The 12,068-nt window shown below is 53.4% G+C and carries 8 protein-coding genes; 4 read left to right on the top strand and 4 right to left on the bottom strand.

What is annotated here, in order from left to right:
* Positions 1–6: 6 nt before the first annotated feature.
* The 3 genes from AADEFJLK_RS06895 to AADEFJLK_RS06885 form a co-directional block, all read right to left on the bottom strand.
* Complete coding sequence (locus tag AADEFJLK_RS06895) at positions 7–756, bottom strand: YdcF family protein (RefSeq protein WP_103973757.1); 750 nt, start codon at positions 754–756, stop codon at positions 7–9.
* A 24-nt stretch (positions 757–780) separates the two neighbouring features.
* The gene (locus tag AADEFJLK_RS06890; protein WP_103973756.1) at positions 781–1,575 is read right to left on the bottom strand and encodes an RMD1 family protein; all 795 of its coding nucleotides are present in this window, start codon (positions 1,573–1,575) and stop codon (positions 781–783) included.
* A gap of 218 nt (positions 1,576–1,793) precedes the next feature.
* Positions 1,794–2,204, bottom strand: coding sequence for a hypothetical protein (locus AADEFJLK_RS06885; RefSeq protein WP_088619933.1), 411 nt, complete (start codon positions 2,202–2,204; stop codon positions 1,794–1,796).
* A 290-nt stretch (positions 2,205–2,494) separates the two neighbouring features.
* Here AADEFJLK_RS06885 and AADEFJLK_RS06880 point away from each other — a divergent pair, with 290 nt between their 5' ends.
* The 4 genes from AADEFJLK_RS06880 (at position 2,495) to AADEFJLK_RS06865 (ending at position 10,001) form a co-directional block, all read left to right on the top strand.
* Complete coding sequence (locus AADEFJLK_RS06880) at positions 2,495–4,348, top strand: alkaline phosphatase family protein (RefSeq protein ID WP_103973755.1); 1,854 nt, start codon at positions 2,495–2,497, stop codon at positions 4,346–4,348.
* Between the two features lie 156 nt (positions 4,349–4,504).
* Positions 4,505–4,999 carry a transcriptional repressor gene (locus AADEFJLK_RS06875; RefSeq protein ID WP_103973754.1) on the top strand — a complete coding sequence of 165 codons (495 nt, stop codon included), beginning with the start codon at positions 4,505–4,507 and terminating at the stop codon, positions 4,997–4,999.
* A gap of 110 nt (positions 5,000–5,109) precedes the next feature.
* Positions 5,110–9,168, top strand: coding sequence for a hypothetical protein (locus AADEFJLK_RS06870; protein ID WP_103973753.1), 4,059 nt, complete (start codon positions 5,110–5,112; stop codon positions 9,166–9,168).
* 98 nt (positions 9,169–9,266) lie between these two features.
* Positions 9,267–10,001 (top strand): M48 family metallopeptidase, encoded by a 735-nt coding sequence (locus tag AADEFJLK_RS06865; RefSeq protein ID WP_088619937.1) that lies wholly within the window; start codon positions 9,267–9,269, stop codon positions 9,999–10,001.
* A gap of 21 nt (positions 10,002–10,022) precedes the next feature.
* Here AADEFJLK_RS06865 and AADEFJLK_RS06860 read toward each other — a convergent pair whose 3' ends face one another.
* Positions 10,023–11,912, bottom strand: a complete 1,890-nt coding sequence (locus tag AADEFJLK_RS06860; protein WP_088619938.1) for a potassium transporter Kup — start codon at positions 11,910–11,912, stop codon at positions 10,023–10,025.
* Positions 11,913–12,068: the final 156 nt, after the last annotated feature.

The following is a 12,068-nucleotide window of genomic DNA, read 5'->3' as shown; positions in this document are numbered from 1 at the left end:
GGGCGGTCAACTGAGCCGATACCATAACAACCCCAACAGTTCATGCAGCACCAAACACGAGTGTTCAAAGGCTTTGGCTGAGGGGACGTAGCTGAGTACCGACGCTTGCACAGTATGACCGATAAAGGCCGTCGGGGCGGCTAAGACTTGGAAACCCGCTTCGGTAAACGCGCGGATAGCACGGGGCGTATGGTAGGCTTGGGTAACTAAGAGGATTTTGTCTATGCCCTGAGCTTGCAACAACGCCCGGCTATACAAGGCGTTTTCGGCGGTGTTATGACTGGTGGTTTCTTGCCAAGCCACTGGCACATTGAATTCGTTTTGCAAAATCGCCGCCATGCTGTGCGCTTCCGAAGCGGATTCGCTAAAGACCCTGCCCCCCGCCACCAAAACCGGCAACTGGGTAGCCCGCGCCAATTTCGCGGCATAGCGCAGGCGTAACAAGGTCGAGGCATTCACCGTTTCCGGCTGTTGGTATTCCATCCCCCAATGACTGCCGCCACCCAGCACGACAATGGCCTGCGGCTGAAAAGCCTTCAGCGCATCGGCACTTAACACCGGGTAGATTTCCACGGTATCGGCCAAGCCCTTACTGACAAGGGGTAAGCTTAACACCGTCAGCAGCACTAAACTCAGCACTGTCAACGGCATGCCGATACGGTAATGGCGCAAGCACAGCCCCGCCACCGCCATTAACAACAAGCTGGCAGGTGGCAACAGCAGCCGTTTCAGTAAATAAACCAGGGTTATGTCCATCAGTGTGGGCGGCTTGGCAAGCTATTAAAAAAGCTTACCCAGCAAAGTCATAAAAATCTCAAAAGCAATCAAGCCGATCACAATCAATTCCAATATCGACGAATGGCGGTGTTTTTGCTCATCGGCAAGCATCTCAAACAGCTCATGGATGGTTTCCAGTTTTTTCGACAAGACTCTCGTGCGCGGGGCGATTTCCAGATATTTGGCGGTGATGCTGTAATATTCCTCGTATTCAGGGTATTCCCAAAAGAAATCCGGGGTATCGAGCAGGTCGTAATTGAGGATGATGTCGCTTTTAGTCAAAAACAACTGGCCACGAATTTTGGCGATTTTATGGCGGCTGAGTTTGATGCTGCCGTTTTCCGCCAAGGATTTGGGGATATAGTTGGTGTTGTTAATGGTGGTGATGGCATTGGTCTCGAACGATGCCAGCTTAATGGATTGCGCCATGCCTTGCGAAAGCGAAAACAGCAAGATAGGGTCGGAAGACTCGACTTCGATATGGTCTTCGATAATGCGGGTGCTAGGGCATTCCAGCTCGAAAGTAAAATTATCCTCTTCTACCGCCTGTAAAGGATTTTCGGCATTGTTTAGCAACAGATGGTGCAGCTTGCTTTGTTGTTCGTTGCTGACATTCCAATGCACCACCGCACCATAAGAAAACACCACCGACCACGAATAGTTGTCTTCAATCAGCAAAGCCCCTTTAATGATGCGGATCAGGGTGGTTTCCGAAATCACTTTCGCCAACGCGCTAATATCAAAAGATTGGGCGAGACAAAAAGCGGCACATTGCTTAAATGCGGGTTGTTCGGACATAAGACGCTCGTAGGTAAAGTCAGGATGCGCTATTTTACGGCGTGTGCGCTAATTGCGGCGGATTTTTTGCCGATTTGCGGATTGTTTCCGGTTTTTGAGGAAAAGTAGGCGTTCGCCCGTTTAAAGCCGCCGCCCCACCCTAAGTTTGGCCAAGGCTGAAGACTATTGCAGTCCGCTGTAAGCCTGCACGGTATCCGTACCCGCGCAGGCCTTGCACCTTATTCGGAGATTTTCACCAGCCACCCGGCAGTATTTTCGCAATGCGGCGATTTGGCGTTAACTTTAACATTGATACGCGCGACGGTGTTACGCAAGCTGGCAGGCAACTTGGCTTTGACCAGATAGAACGGGTCTTTAAATTCTGCCTGCGCCTCCACTTCAATGCCTTTAATAGTGACTTCAATCTGGTCAGGGTGATTGATGTTAATCACCACAAAAGAAATTTCGCTTTCCGGTGCCGCCGTGGCCATGTTCTCAGGAAAAAATTTCGCCAGCTTAGGCTTCATACAAGCCCCGCCGCCGCCACCGCCACCCATAGCACCGCCGCCATGACCACTGTGATGTTCGGTGGCCTGGGCAGTGCCCATCGCCAATAAAGCCATAAAGGCGACTGTCATCATTTTGTACATAACTTATCCTCTCTCTAGTGTCCGTAGCCCGCTGAATCTACGTTAATTATTTTAAATAGCGGCTTATAAATCATCTGTCCGCACCCGAACGATGCGCGGTTGCCAAGTGCTTAATATAGCGATACCAGCAAAAAACACCAGCTTTATGGCCGCGATGCCCAAGTGCTGATGCGCCTAGAGCAGCCGCTGTCATTAGCGGGTAACAAATGCCTGTCATCCTTATTGGGATTACCAATAGACGTGTAATCCAACTATCCGTCTTTCAACCTAACTGATAAGGGCTTATTTTAATGAACGGTAAGAACGCATTTTTTTATTCGGCGTTGGCGCTAGGGGTAGCTGCCGCGATCAACAGCGGGGCCGCGTTAGCCGCCGCACCTGTGACACCTATCCAACACGTTATTGTCGTGGTCGGCGAGAATGTCACGTTTGATGCTTTGTTTGGCGCTTATAAGCCAGCCAAAGGCCAAACCATAAAAAACTTATTGTCACGCGGCATTATTAACGCCGACGGCACCCCCGGCCCAAACTTTGCCAAGGCGATGCAGCTCCAAGCCAGCAACCCTAGCGACCACTATACCGCCAGACCTGTGCAAGGGGCGCCTTATGCGACCTTACCGCAACCCTACCAAACCGGCATCCTGGATCCGGCAACCTTACAAAACGTCGCGCCCATTGCCGATGCCCGTTTTCCCGCCGACTTGCCTAACGGCCCGTTCCAAATCACCAAATACGTCCCTTACGGTTCTGCCGGGTCGGCAACAGGCGACCCAGTGCATCGCTTTTTCCAAATGTGGCAACAAACTGGCGGCACTAACCGCAGCCACAGCCTGTTCACTTGGGTAGCCAACACCGTCGGCCTAGGTGGCGACAACGGCGCAGGCGGCCCCACTGCCGCTGACTCCCAACAAGGCGGCGAGCTGATGGGCTTTTTTAACATGTCGCAAGGCGACGCGCCGATCTTTAAGCAACTGGCGCAAAACTACGCCTTAAGCGATAACTACCACCAAGCGATTATGGGCGGCACAGGGGCAAACTTTTTCTCCATCGCGACTGCCGACGTAGCGGTTTACAACACCAACGGCGTGTTAACCGCACCACCTGCCAACCAAATCGAAAACCCCAACCCACAAGCGGGTACGGACAATTTCTATACCCAAGACGGCTATGCAGGCGGCTCTTACGTTAATTGCTCCGATGCCAACCAACCTGGGGTCAAATCCATTTTGCGGATCTTAAACGCCCATAACCGCGCCAGCAATTGCGCGAACGGCGCGTATTATCTGGTCAATAACTATGACGTACCGTATAACGTCGATGGCACCGCCAAAGCCTTGGGTGCGGATAAATTTGTGTATCCGCCGCAAACTGTGCCGACTATCGGCGAAGCCTTATCCGCCAAGGATGTCAGTTGGAAATGGTATACCGCAGGCCGTGATGCCAACGACTTGCTGAATGACGACCTGTACCCCACCATCCATGCTTACGTTAACTCTTTAGTGCCGACTTATATTCCTGAGCCGACCCGCACCCAAATTGTTGACAGCAAAACCCTGGATACCATGCGTGCAGTAGTTTATAACAGCATTGGCGACCCGCACAACGCTTCTGCCAATGTGGTTAATACCCCAGCCTTACGCGCACATCTGCAAGGCATGGACAGCTTTTTAACCGACATAGACCAAGAAACCTTACCCGCCGTGTCGTTCGTGGTGCCGAAAAACTTGGTCAGCGGCCATCCCGGCTATTCTGCGCCCGTGCGTTATGAATTGTTTATCAACGATTTAGTAGCGGCAGTCCAAGCCAAACCCGCCTTGTGGGCAAACACGGCGATTATCGTCACCACCGATGAAGGTGGCGGTTATTTCGACAGCGGTGTGATCCAAAACCTGGATTTCTTCGGCGACGGCCCGCGGATTCCTTTGTTAGTGGTATCGCCTTATGCGAAAAAAGGCTATGTCGACCATGTTTATCACGACCATGCGTCAATTTTGAAATTTATCGAATATAACTGGAGCCTAAGCCCTTTGTCCGCGCGTAGCCGTGACAACCTGCCTAACCCAGTCGCCGGTCCAAACCCTTACCTGCCTGCCAACCAACCCGCTGTTGGCGACTTGACCAGCTTATTTAACTTCCCTAAATAAGCCGCTTATCGGTACTGCCGTGGGCGGCAGGCCATTATGGCCTGCCGCCCACGCTTTCGCCTATTCCCTCCCCGCAAAGCTTTTTCCCGCCTGTCATAGACGGCGTGTGCCATCAGTTATATTATAACATCCACAATTTAACTGCTCGCCGTACCCATGACTATACTTGCCGAACCGCCCCCCCATACTGATACGCTTGCCCATAACCACCAGCAATGTGTCGATGATGCCCTAAAAATTGCCGACCAATTATGTACCGAGCGGGGCGTACAATTGACGGCCATCCGCCAACAGGTCTTGGCTTTGATTTGGGAAAGCCATAAGGCGGTCAAAGCTTATGAGCTGCTAGACCGGATCAAACCCTTACAAGCCGCCGCCAAACCGGCGACCATCTACCGCGCCTTGGATTTTTTGCTCGCCCAAGGCCTTATCCATCGGGTCGAAAGCCTAAACGCCTTTGTCGGTTGCAGTTGTTCGGGGCATCAGCATGAACAGTTGTTATTAATCTGCAAACAATGTGAGCAAGTTGAAGAACGTATGGCGGCGGGGGTTATGCAGGTCTTAGCCGAAGAATTCCGGCAAGCGGGTTTTTCCGCCCATAGCAAAGCCATTGAAGTACATGGCCTCTGCCGCCGTTGTAGCCAGTTATAAACGTCTTGCCTGCCATTTGGGCAATCCCGCTAACGCCCACAATCCCCATCTTTTGTACAAGCCCGACACTTCGTGGTATTGTTGGGCGATATTACTTTCGGGAGCAACCCATGCAACGGCTAGTCTGGTTAATCTGTCTCAGTCTCGGTTTATCTGCCGCTTTGGTTAGCGCCAAGCCGCTCAGCCACGAGCAAGTCCCTGATCCCCTCAAGCCCTGGATAGCGTGGGTCTCGGAGCCTAACCCCGAAGGTAACTGCCCGTTTTTATATACCGATCCCGAACAAAAACGCTGCCTGTGGCCGACCGCCATCCAGTTTGATTTATCCGCCCAAAAAGGCCAATTCACCAGCACTTGGCAGGTCTATAAAGACGTTTGGGTGGGTTTACCCGGCTATGCCGCACATTGGCCGCAAAACGTCATGGTCAATAAGCAAACCGCTTTGGTGATGGATAGGGAAGGCATCCCTAGCATCAAATTATTGGCAGGCGCACAGCCGCCGTCCACTTATCAGATTACTGGCGAGTTTTTCTGGGAGCGCATCCCCGACAACCTAAGCCTACCTGCCGATACGGGCTTAATTCAGCTCAGCATTAACGGCGAGGCCATTAACACCCCAACGCTACGCGAAGGCCAATTATGGCTAAAAGACAGCGAAAGCGGACAGAAAAAGCCCGATAACGTCCAGAATAGCCTCGACATCCAAGTCTTCCGCCACTTTACCGACAGTGTGCCTATGCAAGCTATTACCCGTATCATCTTAGATGTGGCGGGCGAACAGCGCGAGTTAAAACTACCTAAGCCTCTGCTTGACGGCTTTATCCCACTGACCTTAGACAGTCCCCTGCCCGCACGGCTGGAAGCGGACGGGCAGTTATTGCTGCAACTACGCCCCGGACACTGGCAAATTGACCTGACCGCGCGTAGCGTCAGCGAACTGACTAGCCTACCCCTCCCCGCCATCGGTGCCGACTGGCCCGCCTCAGAAATTTGGCTATTCCAAGCTGACCCAGAGGTGCGGGTGGTCGAAATAGAGCAATTGCCCTCCATAGACACCCGCCAAAACAATGTACCGGAAGAATGGCAGCATTTGCCCGCCTATAGCATTAAAGCCGGACAAGCGATGGGGGTTAAAGTCATCCGGCGCGGCGATCCAGAACCCGATGCCAACCAATTGGTTATCAAACGGAAATTATGGCTGGATTTTGACGGCGGCGGCTATACCGCCCATGATACGATCATAGGCACGATGGCACGGGACTGGCGCTTAAACACCTTAGCCTCCAACCAGCTTGGCAAAGTCACGCTAAACCATCAAGACTTGTTGATTACCCGCCAAGCGGGCAGCGATAAACAAGGCGTGGAAGTGCGCCCAGGTGGGATTGATCTGCAAGCCGACAGCCGGATTATCGGTAATATTGGCGAGTTGGGCGCAGTCGGTTGGGAACAAGACTTTCAACAGGCCGAAGCCGAACTGAACCTGCCGCCGGGTTGGCGGCTGTTAGCGGCTTTCGGCGTTGATAATGTACCGGACTGCTGGCTATGGCGTTGGACGTTATTGGATTGGTTCTTGATGCTGTGCGCGGCAGTGGCAGTCGGTAAGCTGTGGCAACCTTATTGGGGAATACTGGCCTTCGTGGCCTTAGTGCTGATTTGGCAAGAACCCCACGCGCCGCAATTCGTTTGGCTGCATATCTTGGCGGCAACGGCCTTGCTTAAGGCCTTGCCCGAAGATAAATTCTTAAACTTTCGGCGGGTGCTACAAGGCTACCGCCTGATAGGCTGGCTGGCTTTATTACTGCAAGCCTTACCGTTTATGACCGAACAAGTCCATAACGGCTGGTATCCGCAATTGGAAGCCCACGGTCAAGCAGTCGAAATGCCAGCCTCACCGCTATCCGTCGCCTCCCCACAAGAAACCTTATCAAAACACGACACAATGTTTAAAAAATCCATGATGGGGGGTATCGAATCCCCATCTGCCCTACCCCCTTTCGAACGTGTAGATTCCACCGCCAAAGTGCAAACCGGCCCCGGCCTGCCGCAATGGCAATGGCATACCGTGCATTTGTCATGGATCGGTGCGGTCACCAGCCAACAACAGCTCAGCTTATGGTATTTGTCGCCGCGCCAAACCGCCTTGCTGAATTTTTTACGCGTCTTATTCGTCGCGGTACTGGCCTTGCTGATGTTCGGAGTCGCCGATAAAATCCTCCCCAAACCACCCCGCTGGTGGACACTGTCGCCCGCTGGCGTAGGCTTGCTGCTATTGTTGCTATTAGGGAGCCATTCGCCTGACAGCTATGCCGACTACCCCAGTGACGCGCTGTTGCAGCAATTAAAAACCCGTTTGGAAGCGGTAGACAAACCCGATTGCTTGCCCAATTGTGCCGATATTCCGCAGATGCAGATGCGTCTGGACGAAGAACACCTGGAGATCACCTTACAAATCCACACCGCCGCTTCGGTGCTGTTGCCGCTGCCCGCCGACTATGGGCAATGGTTCCCGCATGAGGTTTTAGATAACGGCGCACCTGCCACTGCCCTGTACCGGGATAACAACAGCCTATGGATGCACTTAAACGCGGGCGGGCATCGGGTCGTGTTACGCGGTACGCCGCCCTTATTAAGCCAATTCACCTTGCCCTTGCCGTTAAAACCCAAACGGGTCGTGCTGGATAAATTGGGTTGGGAAGTGGTCGGCCTCCAAGACGACGGCGTAGCGGACAGCCAGTTACAATTTAGCCGTACCGCCCCGCAACGCACCGACGGAAAAACCCATCCCCTAGAAACCGGCCCCTTACCCGCATTTATCCGCGTCGAACGCACAGTGCAACTGGGCTTGGATTGGCGGGTCGAAACCCGCATTATCCGCCTGTCACCGCCCGGCAGTGCCGTGCTGTTAAAAGTCGGCCTGTTACCCGGCGAAGCGGTCAGCAGTGCCGGCATACACGTTAAAGACAACGCCGTCGAAGTCAATATGGCGGCGCAAGACAGCGAACTGACATGGCAATCGACCTTAGTACGCAACCCGGCCCTGACCCTAACTGCACCCGCCACCGAGCAATGGACAGAAGTTTGGCGCGTCGATGCCAGCCCCATCTGGCATCTGGAAAGCCAAGGTATCGCCCCTATCCATAGTGCCTTCATTGACCAATGGCAACCGGAATGGCGGCCTTGGCCGGGCGAAACCGTCACCTTGCGCATTACCCGCCCCGAAGCCGTCAATGGCCAAACCTTAACCATCGACGACAGCCAATTAGACCTTACCCCAGGGCAACGGCAACAGACAGTGGCGTTACGTTTGCGCCTAAAAAGCTCACAAGGCGGACAGCACACGCTAACCTTACCTGAAACGGCGGCTTTACAATCTGTAACCATCAACGGGCAAAGCCAACCCTTACGCCCTCAAGGCCGTAAATTGACCCTACCGATCACCCCAGGCCAGCAAGAGGTCGAACTGCATTGGCAAGCCGAACAACCGTTAGGCATTATCACTAAAACACCATCGGTAGATTTAGGCCTGCCCAGCGTCAACAGCCGCTTGACCGTTAACTTAGGTGCCGAGCGGTGGGTATTATGGGTAGCCGGCCCCACCTTAGGGCCGGCGGTGTTATTTTGGGGCGTGTTGTTGGTTATCCTTATGGTGGCATTAGGCTTGGATAAAATCCGCCTAACGCCCTTGCGGCATTGGCAATGGTTTTTGTTATTGCTCGGCCTCAGCCAAGTGCCGATGGCAACCGCAGGCATCGTCATCGCCTGGCTGGTACTACTCGGCTGGCGGCACGGGCAAACAACGCAAACACGATACTTTAACGCCGTGCAAGTGCTGGTGGCGCTCACCACGCTAGTGGCCTTAGCCGTCTTGTTCGGCGCGGTCGCGCAAGGCTTGTTAAACTCACCCGATATGCGTATCACCGGCAACGGCTCCACTGCCACTAACCTCAATTGGTACCAAGACCGCAGTGCCGCGCAATTACCGCAAGCTTCTATCGTCTCCGTACCGCTTATCGCCTACCGCCTGCTGATGTTAGCCTGGTCGTTATGGCTGGCAATGTCCTTGGTAAACTGGCTAAAATGGGGCTGGGGCTGTTTTGCCAGTAATGGCTTATGGCGCAAAGCCCCTGCCGCCCCCGTTGCAGTAGAGCCGCCCAAAGACGGAGCGGCGTAAGAACGCGGACACCGTTTCCCAAGCTTCGGCTTTGGGAAACGGCGGCAATATTAACGTAATGGCAGCAGGCCAATAGCCACCGACAACCCTATACCACTATGGCAAACTTACCTTTTTCCTACAGCATCCGCCGTAGCCCACGGGTCAGCCGGATGCGCATTACCGTCACCCCTGACAAAATCGAAGTGGTCGCGCCGCCCAAAGTTGCCGAAGCCCTGCTGCACCAGTTCGTCAACGACAAACAACAATGGATTCTACAAGCCCGGCAAAAAGTCGCAGGTAACAACCGCCCTGCCGCCTTTCCGTTACCCGCCACCTACGGCGAAGGCACACCCATCCCCTATCGGGGCGGGCAATACCCGCTCCGCCTTGTCCGTTACCCCAATAAGCGCGTCAAAATCAGCTTCAACGGCGAATTGACCGCGCAAATCCCCGCCCACTTACCGCCAGAAGCCCATAGCGCCGCCTTAAAACCCGCCTTAGTGGCATGGCTCAAACAACAGGCCCGCCAACACGTCGGCCAGGCACTAGAGCGCCATACCGCCACCCAACAGCTCATCCCGCAGTCAGTATTGATTAAAACCCAAAAAAGCCGCTGGGGCAGTTGCGGCATACACAACGACATCAATATCAACTGGCTGCTGATTATGGCGCCACCGGAGGTACTGGAATACGTCGTCGTCCACGAACTGTGCCATATCCAAATCCGCAACCACTCGGCGCAGTTTTGGGCCTTAGTCGCCGAACACCTGCCCGGCTACCAAAGCCAACGACAATGGCTAAAACAGCAAGGCGGGGAGTTGTTGCGCTATGGATTTGGGTTGATGGGATAAGCGTTGTCAGCAAAAACTACCCTACACCTCAAACTGCACCCCTAACTCAACCACCCTCTCCGGTGGGATTTTAAAGAACTGAATAGGCGAAGAAGCGTTACGGAACATGAACAGGAATATTTTCTCCTGCCAAGGGTTCAGGTCGGCCTTATCCGAAGGGATGAGGGTTTCTTTACCGATAAAAAATGAGGCACTGGCCATGTCAATGTCCAAACCAAGCAGACGGCATAAACCGAGAATTTTCGGTACGTTAGGGGTTTCCATAAAACCATGCCGGGCGGTCACGCGATAAAAGCCCTGCGCCAATGCGTCAATGTCGACGCGTTCCTTGTCCAAGAGGGTCGGCACATCCTCGGTGGCGATGGTCAACAGCACAATCCGTTCATGCAGGACTTGGTTGTGGGCATAGTTAATTTGCAAAGCATGGGGCATACTCAGGTTACGCGCACTCATATACACCGCCGTACCGGGTACACGCGCCAGCGGCGGCTTGGCGCTGAGGCTGTCAATAAACTTGGTTAAGGACATGGCGGCTTTTTGCAAGTGATAAGTAACCACCTCACGGCCTTGCCGCCAAGTGGACATCAGCAAAAACAACACCCCGCCAATTAGCAAGGGAAACCAACCGCCTTGGGGGATTTTCAAGACATTGGCACCCAGATAGGCACTGTCTATCACTAAAAATACTGCTACCAGCGGATAGACCCATTTAGGCTGCCATTGCCAACTATCTAGGGCGACAATCAGCGTCAGCAAGGTGGTGATCATCATGGTGCCCGTCACCGCCAAACCATAAGCGGCGGCGAGGTTGCCGGAAGAGCCAAAACCCAGCACCGTACAAATGACCAATAGCAACAGTGTCCGGTTCATGGTCGGCACATAAATTTGCCCGATGGCTTCGGTTGAGGTATGTACCCGCTGCATACGTGGGATATAGTCCATTTGCATGGCTTGGCTAGTAATGGAAAACGCCCCCGAAATGACCGCTTGCGAGGCGATGACGGTGGCGCAAGTCGCCAAACCGATCAAAGGATACATTGCCCAAGATGGGGCTAACAGGTAAAACGGGTTAAGGATGGCGGTCGGGTCACGCAAGATCAAAGCACCTTGGCCAAAATAATTGACCGCCAAGGCGGGTAAAATCAGCGAGAACCAGGCCAATTGAATCGGACGCTTGCCGAAATGCCCCATATCGGCATACAACGCTTCCGCGCCAGTTAAGGCCAACACCACCGCACCCAAGGCAATAAAGGCGTGCCAGCCGTGTTCAAGAAAAAAATGCAGCCCGTACAAGGGGTTTAAGGCTTCCAGCACCGCCGGGTTTTGGCTGATGCTCAGGCCACCCATGACGGCCAGCACGCCAAACCACACCAACATAATCGGCCCGAATAACAGGCCGACTTTTTCAGTGCCATAGCTTTGGAACATAAACAAACCGATCAGTACAATAATGGTAATAGGCAAAACATAGGCTTCTAAACCCGGAGCGGCAACCTGTAGGCCTTCCACCGCACTCAACACGGAAATCGCCGGCGTGATAATGCCGTCGCCATAAAACAACGCCGTACCGAACAACCCCAGGGCAATAATGACATTGCGCTGGCGTTGCTGGTTACGGTGGCGTAAAGCCAAGGCCATCAGCGCCATAATGCCGCCTTCGCCACGGTTGTTGGCGCGCATGACAAACAGCACATATTTAATTGAAATCACCATAATCAGCGACCAGAAAATCAGCGACAGGATGCCGAGGATATTCTCCGGTGTGGCCGCTACTGCATGGGGGCCGTTAAAAATTTCTTTCATGGTGTACAAGGGGCTAGTGCCGACATCACCGTACACCACCCCGATAGCCCCCAACATCAGGGCCATCAGCCCGTTAGAAGGTTGGTGTTCATGGGTTTGGCTGCTCATGTTGTCCTTTATGTAAAAATTATAGATAAGGCCATTGTCGCATTGATGCGGATAAATACGGTATTTATCAACTTATGGCTCTGTTAAATCCGATGAATAAACCCTACCAAACGTCCTTTTTTGGCAAGGCCATCAATACGTCCGATGGGATTGGTT

The organism is Methylovulum psychrotolerans (genome assembly GCF_002923755.1).
In the GTDB taxonomy this organism is placed as follows: domain Bacteria; phylum Pseudomonadota; class Gammaproteobacteria; order Methylococcales; family Methylomonadaceae; genus Methylovulum; species Methylovulum psychrotolerans.
Note: the sequence above shows the minus strand (reverse complement) of the source record. Positions and strands in the feature narration are given on the sequence as shown.

Coding starts and splice junctions, on each gene's coding strand:
- AADEFJLK_RS06895 (WP_103973757.1), bottom strand. CDS start 756: ATGGACATAACCCTGGTTTATTTACTGAAACGGCTGCTGTTGCCACCT.
- AADEFJLK_RS06890 (WP_103973756.1), bottom strand. CDS start 1,575: ATGTCCGAACAACCCGCATTTAAGCAATGTGCCGCTTTTTGTCTCGCC.
- AADEFJLK_RS06885 (WP_088619933.1), bottom strand. CDS start 2,204: ATGTACAAAATGATGACAGTCGCCTTTATGGCTTTATTGGCGATGGGC.
- AADEFJLK_RS06880 (WP_103973755.1), top strand. CDS start 2,495: ATGAACGGTAAGAACGCATTTTTTTATTCGGCGTTGGCGCTAGGGGTA.
- AADEFJLK_RS06875 (WP_103973754.1), top strand. CDS start 4,505: ATGACTATACTTGCCGAACCGCCCCCCCATACTGATACGCTTGCCCAT.
- AADEFJLK_RS06870 (WP_103973753.1), top strand. CDS start 5,110: ATGCAACGGCTAGTCTGGTTAATCTGTCTCAGTCTCGGTTTATCTGCC.
- AADEFJLK_RS06865 (WP_088619937.1), top strand. CDS start 9,267: ATGGCAAACTTACCTTTTTCCTACAGCATCCGCCGTAGCCCACGGGTC.
- AADEFJLK_RS06860 (WP_088619938.1), bottom strand. CDS start 11,912: ATGAGCAGCCAAACCCATGAACACCAACCTTCTAACGGGCTGATGGCC.